Origin of the sequence: Bacillus sp. TH25 (assembly GCF_016650935.1) — a bacterium.
GTDB classification, from domain to species: domain Bacteria; phylum Bacillota; class Bacilli; order Bacillales; family Bacillaceae_G; genus Bacillus_A; species Bacillus_A mycoides.
Genome location: NZ_JAEKEU010000008.1, coordinates 270,312 through 294,906, shown reverse-complemented (window position 1 = coordinate 294,906; position 24,595 = coordinate 270,312). Strand labels below are relative to the sequence as shown.

General features: G+C 33.9%; 25 protein-coding genes and 3 pseudogenes. 5 read left to right on the top strand and 23 right to left on the bottom strand.

The annotated features are described in order from the left end of the window. Positions 1-213: 213 nt before the first annotated feature. Positions 214-1,593: a catalase gene (locus JFT89_RS04510; RefSeq protein WP_033706912.1), complete on the top strand. Its 1,380-nt coding sequence runs from the start codon at positions 214-216 to the stop codon at positions 1,591-1,593. 67 nt (positions 1,594-1,660) lie between these two features. On the opposite strand, the gene JFT89_RS04505 is transcribed toward JFT89_RS04510, so the two are convergent. From JFT89_RS04505 to JFT89_RS04465, 9 genes are all read right to left on the bottom strand, one after another. Continuing rightward, positions 1,661-1,870, bottom strand: coding sequence for a hypothetical protein (locus JFT89_RS04505; protein ID WP_002084811.1), 210 nt, complete (start codon positions 1,868-1,870; stop codon positions 1,661-1,663). 1 nt (position 1,871) lies between these two features. Further along, positions 1,872-2,951 (bottom strand): response regulator aspartate phosphatase, encoded by a 1,080-nt coding sequence (locus tag JFT89_RS04500; protein ID WP_201039517.1) that lies wholly within the window; start codon positions 2,949-2,951, stop codon positions 1,872-1,874. A 223-nt stretch (positions 2,952-3,174) separates the two neighbouring features. Next, positions 3,175-3,696, bottom strand: a complete 522-nt coding sequence (locus tag JFT89_RS04495) for a hypothetical protein (RefSeq protein ID WP_002168119.1) — start codon at positions 3,694-3,696, stop codon at positions 3,175-3,177. A gap of 113 nt (positions 3,697-3,809) precedes the next feature. Then, complete coding sequence (locus JFT89_RS04490) at positions 3,810-5,564, bottom strand: adenine deaminase C-terminal domain-containing protein (RefSeq protein ID WP_201039516.1); 1,755 nt, start codon at positions 5,562-5,564, stop codon at positions 3,810-3,812. A 367-nt stretch (positions 5,565-5,931) separates the two neighbouring features. Beyond that, positions 5,932-7,098, bottom strand: coding sequence for a serine hydrolase domain-containing protein (locus JFT89_RS04485; RefSeq protein ID WP_078184920.1), 1,167 nt, complete (start codon positions 7,096-7,098; stop codon positions 5,932-5,934). Positions 7,099-7,549: 451 nt separating this feature from the next. Then, positions 7,550-8,056, bottom strand: a complete 507-nt coding sequence (locus JFT89_RS04480) for a DUF3902 family protein (protein WP_002066049.1) — start codon at positions 8,054-8,056, stop codon at positions 7,550-7,552. Positions 8,057-8,361: 305 nt separating this feature from the next. Further along, positions 8,362-8,655, bottom strand: coding sequence for a putative quinol monooxygenase (locus JFT89_RS04475; protein ID WP_000583822.1), 294 nt, complete (start codon positions 8,653-8,655; stop codon positions 8,362-8,364). A gap of 45 nt (positions 8,656-8,700) precedes the next feature. Further along, positions 8,701-9,339, bottom strand: a complete 639-nt coding sequence (locus JFT89_RS04470) for a nitroreductase family protein (protein WP_201039515.1) — start codon at positions 9,337-9,339, stop codon at positions 8,701-8,703. An 18-nt stretch (positions 9,340-9,357) separates the two neighbouring features. Further along, positions 9,358-9,786 (bottom strand): MarR family winged helix-turn-helix transcriptional regulator, encoded by a 429-nt coding sequence (locus JFT89_RS04465; protein ID WP_201039514.1) that lies wholly within the window; start codon positions 9,784-9,786, stop codon positions 9,358-9,360. A gap of 264 nt (positions 9,787-10,050) precedes the next feature. Between JFT89_RS04465 and JFT89_RS04460 the strand changes: the two genes are divergently transcribed. Then, positions 10,051-11,994, top strand: a complete 1,944-nt coding sequence (locus JFT89_RS04460; RefSeq protein WP_201039513.1) for an elongation factor G — start codon at positions 10,051-10,053, stop codon at positions 11,992-11,994. A 51-nt stretch (positions 11,995-12,045) separates the two neighbouring features. Here the strand turns inward: JFT89_RS04460 and JFT89_RS04455 are convergent, their stop codons facing one another. Both JFT89_RS04455 and JFT89_RS04450 read right to left on the bottom strand, forming a co-directional pair. Beyond that, positions 12,046-12,690 carry a hypothetical protein gene (locus JFT89_RS04455; protein WP_002066046.1) on the bottom strand — a complete coding sequence of 215 codons (645 nt, stop codon included), beginning with the start codon at positions 12,688-12,690 and terminating at the stop codon, positions 12,046-12,048. 21 nt (positions 12,691-12,711) lie between these two features. Continuing rightward, the gene (locus JFT89_RS04450) at positions 12,712-13,179 is read right to left on the bottom strand and encodes an NUDIX hydrolase (RefSeq protein WP_016095716.1); all 468 of its coding nucleotides are present in this window, start codon (positions 13,177-13,179) and stop codon (positions 12,712-12,714) included. A gap of 206 nt (positions 13,180-13,385) precedes the next feature. Here JFT89_RS04450 and JFT89_RS04445 point away from each other — a divergent pair, with 206 nt between their 5' ends. Beyond that, positions 13,386-14,177: a DUF4240 domain-containing protein gene (locus JFT89_RS04445; protein ID WP_016095717.1), complete on the top strand. Its 792-nt coding sequence runs from the start codon at positions 13,386-13,388 to the stop codon at positions 14,175-14,177. 243 nt (positions 14,178-14,420) lie between these two features. Here JFT89_RS04445 and JFT89_RS04440 read toward each other — a convergent pair whose 3' ends face one another. The 5 genes and pseudogenes from JFT89_RS04440 to JFT89_RS04420 all read right to left on the bottom strand — a co-directional run. After that, complete coding sequence (locus JFT89_RS04440; protein ID WP_016095718.1) at positions 14,421-15,092, bottom strand: ABC transporter ATP-binding protein; 672 nt, start codon at positions 15,090-15,092, stop codon at positions 14,421-14,423. Then, positions 15,092-16,357: an ABC transporter permease gene (locus JFT89_RS04435; RefSeq protein WP_201039512.1), complete on the bottom strand. Its 1,266-nt coding sequence runs from the start codon at positions 16,355-16,357 to the stop codon at positions 15,092-15,094. The genes JFT89_RS04440 and JFT89_RS04435 overlap by 1 nt, the downstream gene beginning before the upstream one ends. A gap of 2 nt (positions 16,358-16,359) precedes the next feature. Further along, positions 16,360-17,444, bottom strand: a pseudogene (locus JFT89_RS04430) (FtsX-like permease family protein). A 65-nt stretch (positions 17,445-17,509) separates the two neighbouring features. Beyond that, complete coding sequence (locus JFT89_RS04425) at positions 17,510-17,878, bottom strand: hypothetical protein (RefSeq protein ID WP_201039511.1); 369 nt, start codon at positions 17,876-17,878, stop codon at positions 17,510-17,512. Between the two features lie 208 nt (positions 17,879-18,086). Beyond that, positions 18,087-18,349, bottom strand: a pseudogene (locus JFT89_RS04420) (serine hydrolase domain-containing protein); the annotation flags it as partial. Here JFT89_RS04420 and JFT89_RS30875 point away from each other — a divergent pair. Then, positions 18,331-18,420, top strand: a pseudogene (locus JFT89_RS30875) (DUF4240 domain-containing protein); the annotation flags it as partial. The pseudogenes JFT89_RS04420 and JFT89_RS30875 overlap by 19 nt on opposite strands. Positions 18,421-18,574: 154 nt before the next feature. Here JFT89_RS30875 and JFT89_RS04415 read toward each other — a convergent pair. From JFT89_RS04415 to JFT89_RS04390, 6 genes are all read right to left on the bottom strand, one after another. Further along, on the bottom strand, positions 18,575-19,600 hold the full coding sequence (locus JFT89_RS04415) for an SDR family oxidoreductase (RefSeq protein WP_016095722.1): 1,026 nt from the start codon (positions 19,598-19,600) through the stop codon (positions 18,575-18,577). A gap of 293 nt (positions 19,601-19,893) precedes the next feature. After that, entirely contained in the window at positions 19,894-20,193 is a 300-nt protein-coding gene (locus JFT89_RS04410) for a hypothetical protein (RefSeq protein WP_000361375.1), read from the bottom strand. An 89-nt stretch (positions 20,194-20,282) separates the two neighbouring features. Beyond that, the gene (locus JFT89_RS04405; RefSeq protein WP_201039510.1) at positions 20,283-21,233 is read right to left on the bottom strand and encodes a serine hydrolase domain-containing protein; all 951 of its coding nucleotides are present in this window, start codon (positions 21,231-21,233) and stop codon (positions 20,283-20,285) included. A 23-nt stretch (positions 21,234-21,256) separates the two neighbouring features. Next, positions 21,257-22,147 carry an AraC family transcriptional regulator gene (locus JFT89_RS04400; RefSeq protein WP_201039509.1) on the bottom strand — a complete coding sequence of 297 codons (891 nt, stop codon included), beginning with the start codon at positions 22,145-22,147 and terminating at the stop codon, positions 21,257-21,259. A gap of 47 nt (positions 22,148-22,194) precedes the next feature. Then, positions 22,195-22,665: a GNAT family N-acetyltransferase gene (locus JFT89_RS04395; protein ID WP_201039508.1), complete on the bottom strand. Its 471-nt coding sequence runs from the start codon at positions 22,663-22,665 to the stop codon at positions 22,195-22,197. A gap of 17 nt (positions 22,666-22,682) precedes the next feature. Further along, positions 22,683-23,084, bottom strand: coding sequence for a DUF3980 domain-containing protein (locus JFT89_RS04390; RefSeq protein ID WP_201039507.1), 402 nt, complete (start codon positions 23,082-23,084; stop codon positions 22,683-22,685). A 96-nt stretch (positions 23,085-23,180) separates the two neighbouring features. Between JFT89_RS04390 and JFT89_RS04385 the strand changes: the two genes are divergently transcribed. After that, positions 23,181-23,648, top strand: a complete 468-nt coding sequence (locus JFT89_RS04385) for an NUDIX hydrolase (protein ID WP_201039506.1) — start codon at positions 23,181-23,183, stop codon at positions 23,646-23,648. A gap of 18 nt (positions 23,649-23,666) precedes the next feature. Here JFT89_RS04385 and JFT89_RS04380 read toward each other — a convergent pair whose 3' ends face one another. Further along, on the bottom strand, positions 23,667-24,578 hold the full coding sequence (locus JFT89_RS04380) for a DMT family transporter (protein ID WP_201039505.1): 912 nt from the start codon (positions 24,576-24,578) through the stop codon (positions 23,667-23,669). Between the last annotated feature and the right edge of the window lie 17 nt (positions 24,579-24,595).

The window sequence follows — 24,595 nt, the reverse complement described above, 5'->3', positions numbered from 1 at the left end:
GATTGAAATTTTAATTGTGGTTTTCTAAAACGTGTTATTTCTCTTTCCGATATTCATTTTTTCATAATTTCTTCTATTTCAACAGGTCCACTACATACACGTTTTTTTCATCTAGCGGTCTGTTATAAATTTGAACTTCGTATGTAATACATAATTGAGGCTAAAGAATCATATTTAGTAACAATCAACGAAAAAATTTTGGGGGCTATGTCGATGAATGAAAAACATGATAAACAGAAGGAGTCTTTATTAGGAGAATACTTTAATAGCAATCGAGAACTTACTGAACCAGCTATACTTCACTCTCAAACAGTTGGTTCACGTGGACCTATTTTAAAGCAAGATAATGTACTGCACGAGGCGTTACAAGAATTTATCCATGAAAAAATTTTAGAAAGACCTGTTCATGCAAAAGGATTTGGTGCATTCGGTTATTTTCAAACGATATATCCGATGTCTGAACATACAAAACTAAGCTTTTTACAAAATTCTAATGAGAAAATTCCTGTTATGGTGCGATTTTCATTAGCGGTTAGTACGAAAGGAACACCTGATACTGCTAGAAATGTACGCGGTTTTGCTACAAAATTTTATACAAAAGAAGGCGTATTTGATCTTTTATGTAATCACCTTCCTGTCTTTTCTGTTCGTGATCCGATGCGTTTCCCTGAAACTATTACTGCGTTGTTGCCTTCACCTAAAAATAACTTAATAGACCCTGATAGATTTTGGAGTTTTGTCGCTAGAGCACCCGAATCCATTCACTTTGTTGTCCGTTTATACTCTGATGCTGGTACGGCAAAAAGTCTTCGCCACATTCCAGGACATAGTGTAAATACATATGTTTGGAGAAATGCTCAAGGTTATCGAAAGTACGTAAAGTATCATTGGTATCCATTTGAAGGTGTGCAATTTATTACTAGTGAGGAAGCAAATAAACTAGCTGCCGAAAACCCTGATTATAGCGGGAAAGATTTATACGATGCAATTGAGGCTGGTAAAGCAGTGGAATATGGTTTATATGTCCAGCTCATGGATCCTAAAGATGAAACACACCTTTCTTATGACCCTTTAGATGATACAAAAGTATGGGATGAAAAGGAGTATCCTCTTATACCAGTAGGCAAAATGGTATTAAATAAAAATCCTGAAAACTATAAAGAACAAGTAGAAAAAGTCGCTTTCTCCCCTTCTAATTTACTAGACGGTGCAGAACTATCAGATGATAAAATGCTACAAGGTCGCGCTAACATTTATAGTGATTCTCAAAGAAGAAGAATTGGACCTGAATTTCGTAAAATAGCGATCAACCAACAGCAAAATTGGACACCTGCTAATCAAACAACTAGCGGTGACGGAAGATACGTTGAAGGAAAGCTTGAAAGAACTTCCATAACTAAGCAAGACGATTTTGTGCAGCCTGGTGAATATTATGCGAAGTTATCACAAATCGAAAAAGAACATCTTGCTGAAAACTTAGCTAGTGATTTGAAAGTTATCTCCGATGATATAAGAAAGGTAGTTTTAGGGTATTTCCATAAAGTGTCAGCTGATTTGACAAAGAGGATTGAGAGTGCGATGCAAAGGCTTTAAGAATATAAAAAAACGTCATTTTTAATGATTAAAATGACGTTTTTTATGGCGAACTTATTTGTGATTTCTATGATAAATTCAGGCTATCATGTGAAGATTTTGTGTATGTCGGAATTACTGGTGCAGGTGTATCTCCTCGATTTGCATATTGAATAAAGTCTCTTGCTGGTGCAGGTGTATCTCCTCGATTTGCATATTGAATAAATTGGGACCCACCAAAAGCGACTGTTCCAATAAATACAATGCCCATTAAAAACATTTTGACTTTTTTTATCATTTTAATGCCCCTTTTTCCATTGATTTTTTTGTGACACTGTACTTTGATAAAAATATTCACTAGCTTTTCGATAATTATTTTCTTCATGAAATCTTATTGCAAGTTTTTCAGTATATTCATAAACAGCATCTAATAGATTATTCTGTTCAAAATATTGAATACCTTCAATTACAACCTTCTCTAGTTCATTTGTATTTGATAATTTATTCATTTGTTCAAGGATTAAAAATCTATGGAGGTATTCTTTATTATCAATTTCCTTACTGACATTTATTCCGCGATTAATAAGCTCTTCTGCACGCAGAGTTTCTCCCAACTTAAAGTGTGCTTCAGCCTCTGAAAAAAGTGCACGTACATGATTAGCTATTTTACTGTTTACTTCTGACAAATGGCGAATTGCAGATGATAATAGATTTTGATTTTCATATAACCAACCTATATTGCTTCGAACACGTAGTAATAATTCTTCTTGAGACTCTCTTCGCAAAATATCAATAGCAGCATCGAAACTTTCTTCTGCTAAATTATATTGCCTTAAATCTATACAGGATAACCCATAAACGTTTTCACACAACGCAACAAGTACATTATATTCATTATGTTTTAACAATATATCTTTGGCCTCAGTTACTTTCTCGATCGCAAGTAGAGGTTGGTAAGTTTGATACAAGTATGTCCCTTGTCTATACATAAACTCAGCTTTCTCTAATTCATTTAAATCACTCGTTATGAATTCTTCAGCTTGTTCAAAATGTATTTTCGCATCATTATAGTCACTTAATATCGTTCTATGTATTCCTTTAAAGAAGTGATAATAAAATTGAATAGAATTAGATGCAGGTAAATTCATTGAATCGATATGATCAAATGAGCGCTTATTAATTGAAAGCCCATCTGTAAGCACTTGATATCTAAAATTAAATAATTCCAAATAAAATCTTTGATCCAAATTTAGTTCATTTTCATTAGTTCTTTTATTTATTTCTGTTTTTATTTGTAATGCTTCGTTTATGTTACATCTTATAATATTTTCATACCATACCTTTAATAAACTATTAATTCCCTCATTTGTATTTGTCATCACACTCTTCCCCCTCTTTCTTGTATAATAACTATATTTTATCTCAACCTAATACTAAGCGACTTATATAATAATTGATAAATATAATTCAGAAAATTCAATTAATTAAACTTTGAAATTCTGTTTAAAACAAAGACAAGCAACCATATTTACAAAACTAATATGATTGCTTGCTTTTTATCATTTATTAACAAAAACTATTCCCTTCAAGATTTTCATTACATCATTTTATATTATGATATTCATTTCTCTTTTTCAGATAATCTTTTTCACATTGTAACGGCTTGTATTCCACGATTTTCCCTTGCTTCTTTTTCGTTTCAGTAACAATCCATTCCCCTTTTTCAAGGTTTAAGCGTTTCATTACATTAGTATCGTCAATTTCTTTATAAAGTAAAAATGCTTCTTGCGCCCTCACAAACAACCTAGGCTCTCCTCTATATCCACCACTATCATAAATTTTAGTTAGCGAATTATAATAAGAATCATCAACCCGCCCACCATACATCAAATGCGCAGCCTCTAGGTCTCTTTTACTAACTTCCCAAAAACTATTTTCATCAATCTTTAAATCAAATGTAGATATAATGTCCTTCATAATGTTTTTCACATACTTTTCATCACGAATTTTACTTTCTTCCAGACAATCCGAAGACAACCTTGGTGCATTTGACTGAGAATGTACCACATGCTGTATAGATACGCACAAAATAAATACACTTAAAACATACAATAGTTTTTTCATATTTAAGTATCACCTCAAATGATTTAGATACTATATTATTTGAGGCTTAGGATATTCTTATGCTAAGAATGAGAAAGGTCCTATAAAATAGACTTTTTATAGGACCTTTCCTTTTAATATTGATTTATCAGTTTCATCGGCGAAGCAAGCACCTTACTACTTTTCACATCATATAATCCTATAGGTGTTACCCGTATAAAAGGCAAGTGCGTCGCAGAAAAGAATAAAATCGTAAATGCCGGATCGTCATACGCGTAGCCACGCTCTTGTAGCAATTTCACCATCTGTTTTTCTTCCTGTATTAATTCACTCATTTTTAAATTAGACATAATCCCGAGCAATGGTAATGCTATTTCGTGTAATACTTCATTCTTTTCAGCTATTACCATTCCCCCGCCAAGCTCTTTTACCCTATGAAAAGCTGTAAGCATATCTTCTTTACTCTTTCCAATGAGGATCATGTCACCTGTACCGGAATAGGAGCTAACAAGGCCTCCTAATTTATTTGCAAAGCCTTTTACAACTGTATTCACTCGCCACGTCCCGTCACGAGCAATCATCATAAGGAAACACTCATCATGATCTAGAGAAAGTTCCTCACCGTTTAAGTCGATTTCAGTTACATATGGTTTTGAAATAACATCATTTAATAATTTTATACCTGTTGTTTCAGAAAAAATCATATCTTCTTTCTTTAAAGACCAGTCTAATGATAATGGAGTTACTTTGAATTTACTCCAGTCTATATGTAATGATGCATTTTTGTTTATTCCGTCACGCTTCATCCACTTACCCTTTGCAATTACACTTATTGGAATCGGGTTTTCTTTACTTTCCAAAATATTAATATTTGCAATTCTTCCTGTCACGATCGCGCCGTGTAAATGCTCCATATTATAATAACAAGCAATGTTATAGCTTGCCATATTATAGGCATCAATTACTGGTATTCCTTGCTTTATCGCGATTTCTATCATCCTATTCGTCATTCCGTTTTCATAAAATGACGGATGTGAACCATCTGTTGTGAACATGAATCTATCAAATTGCTTGACACCTAATTCCAGCAATTCTTTCAGTAAAACTTCTAAATCTGGACGGATAGAAGAGTTTCTAAGAGTAACGGTGTAACCTTGCATAAGGCGTGTTAATGCTTCCTGTCCTGTCATCGCTTCATGATCGCAATCAGTACCTAGTAACTTTAACTTCGCTAACGTTGATTCAGACGCACCGGGAAAATGACCTTCTACTTTTTTCTGTAAGCGCTTTGTTTCCTGTACCCAATTTAACATCTCATCATCGCCATTTAATAGTTTTGGCCATGCTGTTAACTCGCCACCCTGAAGAACATCTTCATGCTTCAGCCACTCCATTATTTCTTCACTATTAAATAAAGATTCCCCATTTTGTAGTTCAGTCTGTCCATCAAAACGACACCACCAATACATACTTGCCGGAATCTTTTCAAATTCATCTAATAAACGAAATGCTTCTTCACGTTGTAACGTGAAAAATAAAGTTAAATTATCATTAATAAAAGTTGTTGTCCCAAATTGCATCGCATAATTCGCTAAAGTTTCTGGATTATACAATTGATATGGATGTGCATGCGGTTCAATGTAACTAGGAACTACATACTTTCCATCACAATCAACGACTTCACATTCATGTAGTTGCTCTGGTAGTTTTTCTCCTACATATATAATGCGGTCATCATAGATCCAAATATTTGCTTGCACCCACTCGCGCATATAGGAATTTAAATATGTTGCATTCTTGAATAAAATGTGCGGGCTTCTTGTGCCATCTATTACTTCAACATGTTCTCGTAATTGTGTGTTACTCCATCTAAACTGATTTTGTCCCAATGTATTTCACTCCACATCAATTTACTTTTATTTATTAAAACAAAAATAATTAACTAACTAAAGTATTATCCATTCATAACTCCCCTGTATATCCCCTATAACCTTTATTATATGGAATGATTACAAAAATGACAATTTTCAAAATTTACAAACATACCTCTTTGATCCTCAATAAAAAGGATGTCTTGTAACCGACATCCTTTTTATACTAAACTATAAGATTGAATTACACTTGTATCCGTATTTATGTTCTACATATACTTGATTGCTGCCATACCATGAATGCTAATACTGTCCTTATTTGCGAAATTAAAAAGCATCTCTTTTATTTACAACTAAAGCAGTATTCCATTCGCTTTCTTTTCATCTATTTCTTAAATTCAATTTGCATCATTTTATTAAACTGTGTAAAAACATCCATCGCACCTAAAGAGTTAATATTGACAGCTAATGTATGTTTACCTCCCATTACTCCGCCAACAAAAGTTGTAAATCCAGGAATTGCCCCTCCGTGACCCCAAACTGAAACACCGTTTGGAAGTTTAGTCTCATAGATCCCAAGGCCATATCCATCACCAACACCTTTTCCTTCTATAGGAACTGTAGTAAGCATTTCTTTTAGCTCGCGTTCTTTCAGTAACTTACCACCAAGTAAAAATGAAAAGAATTTATTTAGATCGTCCGCATTAGAAATCATATCTCCAGCTGAATTAGCTAAACTCGGATTATAATACGTCATATCTTTCAACTCACTTGTTTCATCAATTTTCATATACCCTCGGGCATGATTCTTACCTGGAATTACGGGTGAATTCCCTGGTAAAAACGTATTTGACAGATCCAAAGGCTCAATAATTCGCTTTTCAATTTCTTCCGCATAACTATTTCCAGTTATTTTTTCAATAAGCATTCCCAATATTACATATCCTGTGTTTGAATACAACCATCCCTTACCTGGTGAAAAATCTGGAGGTAGAGAAAGTCCTATTTTCACTATTTCTTCTGCTGTATACGTTTTTTTCGAATTCATAATATCAGCGTCTTTTGACTTTAAGTATTCAGCTATACCACTCGTATGATTCAAAAGTTGACGTATCGTAATTTGATTGCCATCATACCCATTACCTTGAATGAGGCCCGGTAGCCACTTTTCAATTGGATCGTCAAGTTGTATGCGATTTTCTCCTACTAATTGAAGAACAGTCGTGGCAGTAAAAGTCTTCGTCACACTACCAATCCGAAAGCGATATTCCGATTTTATCGATTTCTTTGTACTTAAATCCGCCACGCCAGCTGTATAACTACTAGTTTTTCCGTTGTTAGACGTCTTCGCTAATATTCCTGGGGTTCCAAGCTGAACTGTTTCCTGCATTACTTGTTTCCAACCATTTCGGTTCTTTTGATCATGTGCTTCTGACGGACTAGAAATATTTTGAGCTGACTCTGCTTTCACAGTAAAACCTGGTGTGAATAGAGTAGTACCCGCTAATAAAACTGCTAAACTTGCTAACTTAATTGAATTACATTTTTTCATAAGGCTCCCTCTTCTCTATTAATATCGGATTAATTCAAGTTATACTTTAATCCTATATGATAAAACTCTCTTTTTTCTTATCCATTCCTTACGAAATACTTACGTTCAAATTTTGATACGATAAACTGAGAAAGAGCTATGCATGAAAATAAAAAGGGCATATAAAATAAGGACAGCCACTTAACTGCCCTTATTTTCATTTCACCTCGTCTTTATTATTTTTAAGATGATTCATTAATTGTGTTCGTTTCAAAGGTACATATATGTTTGTTCCAGTAACATATCTTTTTCCCAATCGAATTATCTTATAAATTTAAGGAGTTCATATTAAGATTAACAATAAAAAAGAACGTGTTTTCAATTTATCAAAACACGTTCTCTTACATACTTAAAACCCTATATCAACTTTTTATTTCATTCACTTCTTTAAACTACTAATCTTTATTCACTTTTACCATCCTGCACTAGCATTCATACCATTTCCAAGAATAGTAAGAAATAGTGGCCACAATACTGGTCCTAACGTAAGAAGTAAATTTAGAAGTATAAGTAATCTATATACCCCGGGGAAATTTTGATCTTTACGATTTACAAATACTAAAATAACTAATAATATTATGGTCGTTAAAAATAAAAGTAGAATTAGCAGCCAATACCAAACCATTAAACTGAGACTCCATGGTGTTAATAGCTCGTGTATTATACCAAATATGATTCCTAATACTCCAAAACTAAAGGTAGTAACTGTTGATTTTATAAGCACTATATTTAATGTTTTTTCATATGTATTTTTACAATATAAATCTATTAAAGTGTATAAAGAGAAATATGCCATTAATACACCTATCCAAGACAATAACCAGTCTCCGCCTCCTCTAAATAACATGAACAGCAACCAACACATCCCTACTGCAGAAAAAGCAAAGGAAATAAGTATGCTTTTCAATACCGGTTTCATTATATTTTCACACCCTTAAAAATAAATTATAAGTTTTTACTAAACTCATGTAATTTTTTATTAACATGCTACCCATTAATCGTTTAGCTCTAACGCATCCTTTTTTCATTCTATATTAATAAAACAAAGATACACTCATGAACAATTAAAGAAGCAATACTCTACAAAGAGTTCCATATAGCTTGTATATTCTTTTTCCATTGGTAGAGATATTAAAAAATTAAGTATACATTAACATGCAATTAAATATAAGTAAATAAAAAAGATGACCTCAGCATACGCCAAAGTCATCTTCTATAACCATATTATTTTACTAGTTCACCGCTATAAACCTTTATATCAAGCGGAGCAGTTAAAAACTGTGATGCTTTACTAACGAAAGATGTGAAGTGTTCACTCGTATTATGACTCGCAACTGCTGCTTCATCTTTCCATACTTCTACCATCGTATAAACACTTTCTTTTTCAGTATCTTTATATAAATCGTAAGATACATTTCCACTTTCTTCTCTTGAACCATGAAGTAATGGCTGAATTTCTTCTAAAAATGATTGTTGTTTTGCTGGATCTACTTGAAATATTGCGTGAATAATAATCATGGTGTGTCCCCTCTCATATCTCACTTATTTCTGTTTTTTATAAAATTACTTCCACTCAGCAACTTTTTCAATTGGAAGACGTACTGATGGATAACCACTGTCAGCAGCTTTTCCGATTGAAATTAACATAACTGGTACGTGACGCTCTTTGTCTAATCCGAAAGCTTCTGCGATTTGGTCTTTTTCAAATCCACCAATTGGGCAAGTATCATAGCCGTGAGCACGAGCTGCTAACATAAATTGCATCGCTACAAGACCACCGTCAATTAGTACTGTATCTTTCATTACTTCTGGCGTAACCATTGAGAAGTAGCCTGAAAGTTTTTGCATTTGATCTTCTTTTACTTCAGCTGGCATTAAACCGCGCTCAACTGCTGTACCGTAAATTTCTTCTGCGTTATCAAAGTTGTTTAAGTCACCAAATACAGCAATCATCGCTGAAGATGTTTCTACTTGAGATTGATTGAATTTTGCAAGTGGAGCCAGTGTTGCTTTTGCTTCGTCACTTTCAATAACAAGGAATCTCCATGGTTGCATGTTTACTGAAGATGGTGCAAGTGTTGCTTCTGTAAGAATTTCAGTCATTTCTTCTTTGCTAATTTTCACTGAAGGATCGTACTTACGGATTGAACGGCGTCCTGCTAAAATTTCATTAAAGTCATTTGTTTTTAGTAAGTTTGTCATAGTTGTATTCTCCCTTTTTTATAATTCTTTTATGTTTTCTTGAATGCGGTCTAACATCGTTAAAAGATTGTCGCGTTCTTCTTCACTTAATCCTTTAAATGCTGAAGTAGCGAAACGCTCTTTTTCCTCTTGATACACTTGAATTTTATTTCGCCCCTCTTCTGTAAGAGAAACTAACGTAATTCTGTTATCATTTGGATTTTTACGTCTTGTAATCATTCCGTTTGCTTCCAGCTGTTTTAAATGCCTTGTAATCGCGGCATTATCAATATTCACTTCTTGCTGAAGTGCTTTTTGACTAATTTCATCTACTTCATATAACTGAAGTATGAGCTCTAATCTAGACTGACTCATACCCGTACACCCTTCAAACTTCGAACTTACTTCTTTATTGAGGAAGTGTAATTTATATAAAATTATTGCTTCTTTTGAGCATGAACTTGTCAAATTATCCCTCCTTTACATCCAAAGCAAAAACGTTTGATGCATCAATAGTTGATATGTCAATTAATATAATCTATATCGATTTAGAATGCAAGCATTTTGTTTTCATTTTATTTTTTCCAAATTAAGGCGCTTTGTAGCGTTACAAAAAATGTAAATTACATTATAATAGTAATAATTTAAATGACTGGAGAGTGATTGTAATGCGGCAATACACAAATAGAAATGAGGAAATGAAAATGGAAAATGAAATGAGGATATTTATATATGACAACAATAAATATAGGGATTGTCGCGCACGTAGACGCTGGCAAGACGAGTTTGACTGAGCGTATTCTTTATGAAACGAATGTGATTAAAGAAGTTGGCCGAGTAGATAGTGGTAATACGCAAACTGACTCAATGGAATTAGAAAGACAACGCGGAATTACAATTAAAACATCTGTCGTTTCTTTCTTTATTGATGATTTAAAAGTAAATGTTATTGATACACCCGGACACGCTGATTTTATCGCTGAAGTGGAGCGATCATTTCGCGTACTAGACGGTGCAATTTTAGTTATTTCTGCCGTTGAAGGCGTGCAGGCACAGACAAAGATTTTAATGCGGACATTACAGAAACTACACATACCGACTGTTTTATTTGTAAATAAAATAGACCGCAGTGGCGCAAATACTGAAAAAGTTGTAAAGCAAATAAAAGAGATTCTTTCAAATGAAGTATTTCCCTTCTACTCTGCCCAAAACGAAGGTACAAAGGACGCTCGTATTATTGAATATAAATCATATGACGATTGTATTGAACTGTTAGCACCATATAACGAGTCCTTGCTTGCATCATATGTAAATAACAAAATAATTTCAGATGAGCTATTAAGAAAAGAACTAGAAAAACAAATACAGCAAGCAAATGTGTATCCAATCTTTTTCGGCTCAGCAATGACAGGTATGGGCGTAACTGAGCTACTTGAAAATATTTCAGCCCTAATTCCAGCTAATAAATCGGCACAAAATGAAACATTGTCTGGTGTTGTGTTTAAAATAGAACGTGAATATTCTGGGGAAAAGATTGCTTATGTAAGAGTTTTTTCTGGTAGTTTACACGTTAGAAAATATGTTGACATTCAGCGCGATGAGTCTCCGTCACGTAAAGAAAAGATTAAAAAAATGTGCATGTTTCATAATGGAAATGCGGTTCAAGCTTCTACTGTTCATAGTGGAGAGTTTTGCAAAGTGTGGGGACTTACGAATGTTAAAATTGGTGATATTATCGGTGAACGGACAGATTATATAAAGGATATTCACTTTGCCGAACCGCAAATGGAGGCTGCAATTGATGCCTTACCTAAAGAGCGAATTCATGATTTATACGCTGCTCTTATGGAACTATGTGAAGAAGATCCTCTCATTAAAGTGTGGAAAGACGATGTGCATAATGAACTATATATTCGCCTTTTCGGTGAAGTGCAAAAAGAAGTGATTGAAACGACACTTCATGAGAAATATAATTTACAGGTTACTTTTTCAAATACACGAGTTGTATGTGTTGAAAAGCCAGTTGGTATAGGAGATAGCGTTGAAGTAATGGGTGAAAAAGAGAATCCTTTTTACGCAACAATTGGTTTCAAAGTTGAACGTGGTGAACTTAACTCTGGCATAACGTATAACTTAGGTGTCGAACTTGGATCACTACCTTTAGCATTTCATAAAGCGATTGAAGATACTGTATTTCAAACGTTAAAACAAGGTTTATACGGCTGGGAAGTTACTGACATTATCGTCACTTTAACGCATACCGGTTATGCAAGCCCTGTTACAACAGCGAGTGACTTTAGAAATTTAACACCGATCGTTTTAATGGATGCTTTGAAACGGGCTGAAACATGTGTATATGAGCCATTAAACGAATTTGAATTAACTGTACCAGAGCACGCAATTAGTACCACAATGTATAAGCTCGCAGCCATTCCAGCAACTTTCGTAGAGCCTATATTGCATAATGATTCTTATCACTTAACTGGATCGTTACCTATTGCGAAAACAGAGAATTTTAAACGAATGCTACATTCATTTACTGAAGGAGAAGGTATCTTTACAGCAAAGCCAGCTGATTTTACAAAACTTACGGCTCCCTTCCCTACTCGAAAACGCATTGACTTTAATCCGCTGAATCGAAAGGATTATTTGCTTCATGTGCTGAAGGCTTATTAAATGAAAAAGAGGTGCAAATTGCACCTCTTTTTGCATGTATTGAAACTTAAATTAGTTTATCCTTACAACTTCTTTAAGTTGTTCTATTACTTTCGCTATAGCTTCAATTGAATTTTCCGTTTCAAATCCCCCAATATTTACAGAATGATTTGCGTTCTTCACAACCTCGATTTTTAAATTCGATTGTTCTAATTGCTCAATTTGACCTGCATTGTATTGATGATCTTTATCCCCAATTACTAAAAGCCCTTCGTGATGACTATGTAAGATTGAGTCAAAAATCGAATCAAACGTCAGTAAAGGTGTAAGTAAAATCATTTTTGACTGTGAAAATTCTTCTCTCTTCATTAAGTCATTTGCAAGCGGAATTGTTCCAAGTGATTTTCCTAAAAACATCGAATCTTTGTATTGTCCACTTCTTAGCACTTCATTAATGATAGGATTAATATCACCCATCATTACTTTCGTTACTACTTCCATTGGTTTTTCCATTAATTGTCCATCGTAGGAATAATGAATATGTACTACATCTATTTTATGTTCAAGCATTAACATCGTTGCATAATAAAATAACGGTTTATCATAATTGTAGCCTGAACCTGAAAACATAAAACAAATCGCACTGGAACCTTTTTCGATATGTGTGTAACGAATGACTTTATCATCTATATGTATCTCTTTTTTAGTCCCCTTCACGGTTTTCCCCTCCGGATACGTTTACTTTTGTAAAACGATATGTTCTGTATGAATTGATACACCCTTTACTTTCTTTTTTATAAATGCTGGCTGTAAGTTATATGCATCTAACTCTTCTACCGGCACCCACTTAAACAAATATGTTCTACCCTCTTCTTCCAAAATATATTGATCCGCTCCATTCGCGGGTAATTCATGTAGCTCTACTTCATAATAAAAACTAATCTCATGAAACTTTCGCTCAGAAAGTGTAAAGAAATTTTCTACTGACCATATTAATCTCTTTACTTCAATTGGAACAGCTAGCTCTTCTGCAAGCTCTCGTTTTAACGCATCTTCACTATTTTCTAGCATTTTCACTCGTCCGCCCGGTACGTACCAATAATCTTCCCCTTCGTCTTGAAGGATAAGTATTTTATTATCATGTTTACAAATTGCTCCGACTCTGTAATTAAAACATGTTTGCTCTACTTTAAATGTAAGATCCACATCGATTTCCCCCTATATTTTATTTAAATATCAAATCATTACAAAACTAGTATGTATGTGCTGTACAAATAAGATTACTAAATATTTCTATTTCATTCAATGATTTTTGAACTTTCAAAAAAACAAACGCAAATTTCTGTCATTACAGGTATATATACATATGTTACAATCACAATACACACTAGAAAAACACTATGGGGGTACGAATGGAAACGTTATTAATCCAGCAAACTGAGAAATCTAATAAGTTTTGGAAAATCGTTGTGAAAGATAAAGATTATGTTGTGTTTTATGGAAAAATCGGCACAGCTGGTAGTGTAAAAGCGAAAGAGTTTGAAACAGAAGAAGAATGTATAAAAGAAGCTAACAAACTAGTTGCTTCCAAACGTAAAAAAGGATATATAGACCCATTCCCTGGGGAAGATTACATAAAAGAAAAGACGATAACAGAAGAAGAATTTTGGGAACTACTTAAACGTACAAAAACGAAAGGCGAAGACCAAGAAGAACAAATAGAATGGCTTACTTCTCACCTCGCTAAACGTACAGTACATGAAATTGTAGCTTTTGATACGCATATGCATCATATATTAAAAGCTTCCTATACATCTCGCCTATGGGCAGCAGCCTATATTATTTTAGGCGGTTGTTCGGATGATTGTTTTGATTATTTCCGTGGATGGTTATTATATCAAGGAAAAGAAACTTACGAAGCGTGTATTGAAGATCCAGAACGGTTAATTCCTGCGTTAGAAAATCTGAGCGAGTATGACGTTCCAAACATTGAAGAACTTTCTTTATATTTCGGTTTCACTGTATATGCAAAAAAAACAGGAGATGAAGATGATACTTACTTTACGCTTTACCATGTACTAACTGATGAAAGAGCTCATAATGACGACATTGAATTCGACTGGGACCAAGATGACGAAGACGGTTTGAAAAAGATGTTTCCTAAGCTGTGGGAACTGTACGGAGAAGAACCGATTGAGTGGTAGATTTACATATAAAAAACGCCTTGTTTCTTTAGTAACAAGGCGTTTTTTATTGATACTATGGTTAAATTATTATCCTTCCACCATTTCATAAACATTTCTAAAGAAGGAGCAACCCACGTTCTACCATCATTATTAATCCTACTTTGTTACGATAAGAATCGAATTTATATACTATTCTTATAAAAAATACATCGCCAGATTGCGATGTATTTTAGTTAATATATATTCCCTTATTAATATCATTTAACTCCGCACAACTTCCCCATCAACTAACTCAATAATTTTATTACACTTATTCGCCACTTCAATATCATGCGTTACAATAATAATTGTTCGTCCTTCTTCATTCAGTTGTAATAGTAGATTCATAATTTCTTCTCCTGTTTTTCTATCTAAATTTCCGGTCGGTTCATCTGCCAATATTAATTCTGGTTCACCTACTAACGCTCTAGCAATTGCGACTCGCTGCTGTTGTCCACCTGATAGCTCGTCCGGTGTTTTATGCATATGTTCTTTTAAACCTACTTTTTCTAAATAGAACTTCGCCTTATTTTCTCTTTCACGTTGCTTCAGCTTTCTATACGTTAGTGGTAGTGCTACATTATCCAGTACACTATGTTCTTTTAACAACGCAAAATATTGAAAAATAAATCCAATCATTTCATTTCTTGTTTTATGAACTTTATTTGCTCTAATTTCAGTTAATGTTTTTTCATTTAACGTATATTCACCCTCATTTGGCATATCAATTAATCCTATAACATTTAATAGTGTACTTTTTCCTGAGCCTGATCGCCCCATTATCGCTATAATTTCACCCTTATTTATCGTTAAGTTTATACCGTTTAACGCGAACGTATTGTGATTCTTGTTACTATACACCTTCTTAATGTCTTTCAATACAATTAAACTCATTATTCCATCCCACCTATTAATGTTTTCGGTTCAAGTTTTCTAATAAACAAGAAGACAATGAGATTTGAAACAATGATAATCAATAATAAGAACAGAAATACTAAAAATAATATAGGCATATTCAATTTAAAGTCTAATACCGTTGTTTCCTTTAAATCCTTTGACATTTGCAATAGAACCCCATACCTCCATGAAAAGTAAGCTAGTGACATTCCCAAGCCAGCTATTGCTACAATAATGTTTTCTAAAACAATTTGAATAAGCATTCCAAATTTACTTTCGCCAAAAACTATTTTTATACCAAATTCCCTCTTTCTCATCAAGATAGAAACAATAGTCGTTACTACAATTCCGACTATCGAGAATAGAATGAATAAGATTCCGACTATAAGTTGAGGTATTTCAGAATAGCTGTTAAGAGTAACATCTTCATTTATTTCATCACCTAAATTTTTTAAATAAAACGTACCGCCGTTTCCTTTAAGTTGAATTGATTCTTCTAGTTTCTTTATATCTGCATCTTTTCGTAAATGTAAAACTGTACTTTGATGCAGTCTTAAAAACATTGCTTCATATTTTTCATATCTATTAGATGACATAGGCAGTATCATTGCGTAATCCAACTTCAAATATGTGTTCGTTGTATTATTATTTACGATAAATTTATTCTCTGGCAAAAAGCCTGTAATTGTATATTGACTATTGATTGTATCCCCAACTTGAAAATATTTCTTAAAGTAAGAACCCATTAAAACCTTTGTTTTCTCTTCACTATTTTTTTGAAAATCTTCATGCAAGAAGCCTTCTTCAGGTTTTAAAGGTAAATGTAACAATTTATAGTAATTTTCATCTACAAAAATTGTTTTAATAGTAGGTCTTTCATCGTGAAACGTTTTATGTTTCAAATCAGCAATCATACTGTTTTGAAGTGGTCTATTACTTGATTGTATTTCAATTACTCTCTCCTCGTATGTACCATACGAAATCACATCTTTATTTTGTTGAATTGTTTTATAAACCGCTTGAATTTGCTCTTTATTAAATTGATTGCTTTGCAACCTATCTATCGTCTTTTCAAAAGTAATTAAATATGTTTTATCCACATTTAATACTGAGCTGGACTTATCGTTTAGATGGTGTAAATTATAAAATACATTAATGGAACTCGTTATAGTTGATAATCCAAATGTAAATTGTATTAGAAGAAGTACTGAAAATAGAAATCTCTTTTTTAATGCTATGAACGCACTTTTTATTCTCATCATTTTTACTCCTTTAATGCTTTAGCAGGTTCACTTTTAAGCACATATACAAATGGTATTACAGAGAGGATAAAAGCTATAGTAAGTGAAAGAAATACACACATTACAATATGAGAAGACTGTATACTAATGCTATAGCTTGTAGACTCTATTATATTTTTACTCAAAGTGCTAAAAATCCATTGTATGCATATTGCACAGGCTGATGCAGTGATTGCACATAAGAATAATTGACTAAATATAAAAATAAAAAGATTTATATTACTTGCTCCCAAAGCTTTCCTTAGCGACAGACTTTTTTCTTCGTATAAATCCAATAATAACTTACTATTATACTGGTAATTAAAGCTATACAAAAAAGCCTAAATGGAAAACTGAGTAACTCTTCTACGGCTTCACTTGAGTTTTTTTCTTTCTCAAAATTCTCTTTTTCACTTATCACTTTGGCATTTATATCTTTATTGTCCTGCTTTATATGCTGTATGAAAGTGTCTATCTCCTTTTTAGGGTTATCGTTAGAACGAACAATCATTTGGAATGTATTTTCATTTTGTATCATTTGTTTCATTTCATCTGGCATGTCCTTTAGAGAGACGTAAATTTTAATATTATACTCATATCCAGTATTTGCTCCAGCTACGCCTTTAACTGTATATTCCTTATTAAATAATTTTATTGTTTCCATATCCTTATAAATTTTCTTCCCCACTATTACACTATTTTCTTCATCTTGTTCCATCTGAGAACCTTTTAGCAAAGGTGGAGACCAATTTTTATTAAGGAGACCATTCATTGTTACTCGGCCGATACCTGGAATAGTAATACGAATATCATTTGTAATAACGCTAGCATTTTTAAAATCAGATTCTACTAACGTCTGAAATTGTTTGAAATTTAATTCCCTCATATTAGTAAGTTGAACGGAATAGTAATAATTAAAATAACCATTTTTACTATCATAAAATTTCTCATCATAATAATCTCGCGTCGACATTGCGATAAGTACCGGCCATATCGTCAATACAAACCCAATAAATAACATAATGAATACCGCTTTGTTCACCGCTATTTCTTTTAATACTAGATTCATATATCCTCCTCATTTTAAAAACCGCGAAAAAGGTATTTATCCTTTTTCACGGTTTTTGTTGATTTTTATTTAATTACCATTTCCTTAGAGGTGTACGCACTATCCCCTTCCATTATCCATTCATGACCCGAATAACCATTTTTCACTTTCCCTGTGGATGAAACACTAACGTTTATACGATCTGAAATTTGAGCATCATCCAATTCTGCCCCTCTAGAAGAGCCATCACTAAAGGTAGCTCTTACAGTCATCTTGTAATAATGAGGTTCATTTGATTTCGCAGTGTAGGCAGTTCCCCTAGCTTTTGCTCCGCTTCCTGTCCACGCTGCACTATTATCCCAACTAATTGAAGCAAATGAAACGGAAGAAGCCATACCTAATAAACAAACAGTTAGCCCTGTTGTAGCTAAAGTTTTTTGAAGTAAGTTTTTCATATAAACTCAATCTCCCTTGTTTAATATATTCACTTAAATATTTAAGTACTTTCAGGCCTTGTCCTCATTATACATAAAAAAAATAATCTCATATCAAAAAATCCTAATATTTACATTTCTTTGCATAACCCTTACATTCCCCTGAACTTTCCGTCATAAAACAAAAAGATGGTATGAAACTCCAGTTCACACCATCTTTGTACTAATATTATTTATTTGACTGTATACAAGTATTAATATATTTCTCAATCAATTCCCATCTATCTCTGCATTCGCTATAACTTCAAACTCAATTACTACAAGCAAATCCTTCTCCGGAATACAACAAATCATATTTCCACCATCGCCCATTGCACAGTATGAAAAGATTCCATCTTCTTCTCGTAACCATCATAAGTAACCATATTGATTTTAGTTCATTTCCGTTGATTCTTTTATCCAAAATTTTGAAAGAATTTGTTTTCGATTATGATGACGAAGAAGGCTTGAAAAAAATGTTTCCTAAGTTGTGGGAAATGTATGGGGAAGAACCGATTGAGTAGTAGATTTACATACGAAAAACGCCTTGTTTCTTTAGTAGCAAGGCATTTTTTCTTAATACTATGTTTAAATTGTTATTCTCCCACTCCCCCACCACTTCATAAACATTTCTCCTCCTTATATGCAATCAAGTATATTCAAATGGCTCATCTAAATTTATTGATACCACTTTTCTAACAAACCCTTCTCTCTCTCACCTGAAATACCTGCTTTTAATTCCCATTCGTCCATACTCTTTATCCAGTCATGCACGTCTGTAACAGTATCTTCTAACCTTCTAAAAGTAAGCCCTGCTTTAACAGCATTCTCGACACAAATAGAAAACCCACCTTTCCACGGCTTCGTTTCACCTTCTAACAAAAAAGTTTCGGGAAGCCATAAAGGCATCTCTGTCCAAGGCTGCACTTTATTTTCATTCATAAATGACTCATCTACCCAAACGAATTCAGCATCGCTATTCGTAACCTTTTTACACACATTTAATAGTTCTTCCATCGTCAATTCATAATTCGGACCCGTTACATTAAATGTACCCGCTTTATTATTTTCTGCCATGTTTAGCCCAAAGCTTGCGACATCTTTTATATCAACGAACTGTACTGGATGGTCTTTTCTTCCAGGTACTAACACTTCTCCTCCCTTTGCTACACGCTGAACCCAGTATGGAAGGCGATCTGTATAATCAAACATTCCTGAAAGAAGTCCTGCTCTTACATGTAAAACACGCCCCGGCCAATACTTCTCTGCTTCTTTTTCACATAATACTTTAAGCGCACCGTAATACTCATAAGGAGATATTTCACCATTCTCTACAGCTTTTACCTTATCACTTGGTGGTTCAGGTAGTAATTTATAGTCTTCTTTTATGTGATGCGGGATCCAATCTTTATATACGGAAAGACTTGAGATGAATATATAGTGCTTAACATTATCCTTTAATACTTCTCCAACATTCCTAATGTGATGCGGAGAAAACCCACACGTGTCGACTACCGCGTCCCATTTTCGATTTTCTAATCTTGAAACATCATCATTTCTGTCACCGATTAACTGCTCCACTTCAGGAAAAATTTCTTTATTTGTTCCACGATTGAATAATGTAACTTCATGCCCTCTATTCAAAGCCTCTTCTACGAAAGCCCTTCCTAAAAAACGTGTACCGCCCAGTATTAGAATCTTCATTCTTTTTCCCCCATTCAATCAAGCGCATGATTAAAAACCTTTTCTTTTGTTTAACGATTTTCCCTTGTAAAAAGTTACGGGTATTTTTCATTTTTTTCTATAGTTAATATAACGTCATCCAAATTTGCAACTTGTGACATAACTTTTTATCGAATTCGACAGTAATGAAGACGATAAAGAGGGGTTGAAAAATATTTCAACTAAGTCATAGTGATAAGTACACATCTACGAAAATACTTATTTATACGAGCAATGCTCCTGTCAATTTGGCAGGAGCATTGTTTTTTCAACCTCTATTTACTTTTATATACTTGAATTGAAATGATCGAAATTAAACTGAGCAACCCCATAAATAAACAAGTCGCGCCTAGAATTGTATAAGAATTTCCGTATCCTTGTAATAAAGCTAAATACGTACTTGTATCCATATGACCGCCCTGCTCTGCAACAGATTCACTTGTTGCCTTACTCCCCATTTCTGGTGCATTTATTAGTACATACACACCGATAATAGCTACTAAAGCTGAAATGATTTCTACAACATTAGACTTTGTCATCATACCCTCACCTTTCAAACAACGTCTTTTATCCATCTAGTGAAATCTCTTTCTATCTCTTACTTATATATAATAGCAAAAAATATGGTATAAAATTCCAATTCATACCATATTTTAAACTAAATTTAATTATTTGACTGTACACTAGAAAGAATATATTTTGAAATTAGCTCCCCCCATATATCCTTCGCTTCCGGTACAATCTCAGATGCAATCGCCACCACCAAATCCTTCTCTGGTACACAGCAAATCATATTCCCACCATCACCCATGGCACAGTATGAAAAGACCCCATCTTCTTCTCGTAACCACCATAAGTAACCGTATTGATTTGAATTCATCGCTATTGATTCTTGTACCCACGATTTTGAAAGAATTTCCTTTCCATTATGAATACCTTCATTCAAATACATCTGTCCAAACTTAGCCATATCTCTAGCTGCTAACGTAAGTCCCCATCCGCCAGTTGAAATACCATTTGGATCGTGAACCCATCCCTTTACATCTTTTCCGAATAAGTCATCGAATCCAAATGCTTTCATATTGCAGTTTGGAATTTCTCTCATACCGATTTGCTGGAATAGGTATTCATTCGCAAATTCACGAGCACTTTTCCCTGTTACACTCGTAATAATTGCTGATAGTAAATGAGCACCTGCAGATGAATATTTAAAAGATCCGATTTCTCCGCCTTGTCCGATTCTATTTAGCGTATACTGCACCCAATCCTGTTGTGTACATAGTTCTTCTAACGGTTCCTGCCAATCTACAAAAGGATATGGAGCTGTCATTGTAAGTAGATGCCGAACTGTTACTTCAGATTCTTTAAGATTATATTCAGGAAAAAACTCTATTACTTTTTGATTAACACTTTTGATATATCCTTTATCTATACATATTCCAATTAACGCAGAGATTATCGTTTTGGTGACCGATGCCACATGAAATGTATCATCTGGACCGTAACCATTATAATAATTTTCAAAAGTAACATTACCTTTTTGCATTACTAACATACCATTAATATTTTTATATTCTTCTTTTACAACACAATCTAACTGTTCAGCCGTTTTCATTGCTCTTCCCCCTTAATCTATGATTAAAAAGGTTCGATAGGTACATATATATCGACTATATGTTTATTTTCCGGATGCTGCCTTGGATCATTTCTATATACTTCAAAAGGGTACGAATCTCTCGGTTTATATCCGCTATTCGGGAGCCATTCACCGTATAAAAAGTTCCATGCCCCTTTGTATTCATCTTGGAATATTTCAAAGTGACCTATCGCATATGTCCCTGAAGGTATTGCCATTATTCCAATGTCACTCGTTCCTACTGAGGCTTCATCTGGAATTGTTATACATAGACTTGTTCTTAAATGATAGTCTTCTGTAAACTCATGATGATCATGGTAAATTGTTAATACCTTCGTATCCTCGAATGCATGATAGTTTTGCTCCGATGCGTAATGAAATAGTTTTTCTATCATTTTCGGAAAATCTATAGCTAACTCTTTATATGTACCTACATGTCTTATGTATGCGACGTTTACTTTGTCCGCTATTACAATTTCGACCTCTCCTCGAACCTTCTTACACTCATTGTATTGAGAATCTTCGCTAACGTCTTTGCAATTCTTGCTATTGTGATTTCTATAGTGAGACGGACTTACACCGTAATGACTTTTAAATGTCCGAGAGAAAACTGCTGAATCTGTGAAACCATAATGGTAAGCGATGTCTGTAATTGTCATATCCAGGCGATAAGTAAGTAGATGTGTTGCCCTCTCTAATTTCAAACGATTCACATACCGAGATAACCGCTCATCCATCATCCCTTTAAAAATTCTATGAAAATGAAATTTTGAGAAGCCTGCCACATTAGCTAAATCTTCAATTGAAAGTGAATCATTTATATGTGATTCTATATAGTCTTGCACTTTATAAATACGTCGTAAATACTCGTTTCTACTTTGAGAACTCTCCATATTTATCCCTCCTCACAACAAAAAGGCTAACTTTACGTCAGCCTACTTTACACATTTTTTAAAAATAAAACTCTACTCCCGCCATTACCATCATAATTTGTATGTACGGATACACCTTCTATTTCACCATCTCCAGCTTCAATTTGAAAACCGATTTCTTGATGAAATTGTATCGATTTTTTATTAACTGGTGACGTGATTGCTTTTACAACTTTACGGTTGCTTGCACGAGCGACATCAAAGAAATAAGAATACAATGTCGTTGCGATTCCTTTTCTTCTATACTTTGGATTTACGCCGATAAAATGAACGTATGCTTCATCTTTATGCGTTTGTGAAAAGAATCCACATAAGAAACCTAACGTTTTTCCATCTTCTTCAATGATAAAACTCGTTTCTTGGAAGTGAACGAAGAACAATTTTGGCAACATACTAGCCATATCTCTCCCGCCCCACCAATCATTTAATACAGAATGAATCTTTTCATAATCTTCCCCTTGAATGTTTCTTACTCGCATGTATTTCTCCCTCTCACTCACTTCATTTTTTCATATATTTTAATAACCGTTTCGACTAAAAGAATGAATACCCAAATACCTGAAAATACAAGAACAGACTGGAATATCGATCCAATTACCATAACACCAACTGCACCTGTTATTGAAAATGATATTCCACCAAGCCCTGGATCCTGTATAAGTGCTCCAGCAGACAAAGCAGTTATAATAGATACTATTAAATAAATAACACTCATTATTTTTAATATTTTTATAGAAAGATACGAAGTTTGTTTTTCTTCCACTTGTGATAATTCGATTTCCCCACTCGCAATTCCTTTTTGAAGACAATTTTCACACAGAAATTCTTCATTTATTTTTTTACCACCATGTATTGTACCCGTTATTTCTTTACACCTTGAACATTTTCGATTTATCATTTTGTTATCACTCCAATCTCAAAAGATTATACTTATATAATTCCGCATTTACCTTAATATCCCTTTTATGTATTTTATATAAAGTTGAGGTGTTTTATGATGACTAAACTTACTTTTGGTTATAAAAAGCCTACTGAACAATATGTATTACGACCTAGTTGCTATGCGGTTATTTTCAATCCAGTTACTTCAAACATAGCTGTCATTCAAAATAGAGAACATTACTTTTTACCTGGTGGCGGTATGGTAGGTATGGAAACGAAAGAAGCATGTTTACAGCGGGAATTACTAGAGGAATTAGGTTGGGCGATTGAAATCGAACAGTATATCGGTAATGCAGCGCGATATTTTTATGCGGAAAAGGAAGATACATATTATTTAAACGATGGGTTCTTTTACATTGCGAACATGGTACATAAGCAAAACGAAAATTGTGAGGAGGATCATATTTTAAGGTGGATGTCTCCATCGCTTGCTATAGAATATTTACTTCACGATCATCAAAAATGGGCTGTTGAACAAGCGCTTTTATCGCATAAACAAAAAGGATCTCCTTCTATTTGAAAGAGATCCTTTTCACTATTAACTTGCTTTTTTTAAATTGAAAGCTGGCTTCTTCACTCCGCCTTTTTTTACAACATATAAGCCGATGAAGATTATAAGACCGCCAACTAATTGCATCATATTGATTTGCTCTCCAATTGTTACAGCTGCAAAGATAACTGCGAACAATGGTACGAGATACATATAAACCATTACTTTCGTTGAACCTATTTTACTAATACCGACATACCACATTGCAAGTCCGAAGATTGTCGCAAAGACGATTGAATATGCTAGTGATCCCCAGCTTGGCCTATCTACTGGCCACGTTAATGTATTTACGTTGAATAAACAGTATATAACGAGAGGTACAATTCCAATTAAAGTAGACCATGATGTGACTCTCATTGCGGAGTATTTTGTGATAAGTGGTTGCGCTAAAATGGGATACCATCCCCACGCAATTGCTGCGACTAATCCAATTATATTTCCGAGCCACGCATACTCGTATGTAGCTCCTCCTGTATGTCCTGTTAATAAAACGAATGCTGCACCAATAAATGCTACTATTGAACCCATTTGTACTTTCATAGAAAAACGTTCTTGTTTGTGCAATACTGCTAATATTCCTGTAAAAATAGGTGACATCGCAATTAATAATGAGGCGTTCGTTGCTGAAGTATATTTCACAGATAGCATAAACATCGTTTGATACATTGTCGTTCCAACGATACCGACTGCTACTAATCGTAACCAATCTTTTCTTTCAATGCGAAGTGAGCGTTCCATTAAAAATGTAATAAGTAATAATACCGGAGATGCTACTAAAAATCGTAAACTATTAAATTGAATGGATGACATATATGCCACGCCATACTTTCCAATTGTATAATTTGCTCCCCATACTAATGCTACTGATACTAGGAGCCATTCCATTTGCCATCGTTTCATCCGAATCTCCCCTTCCC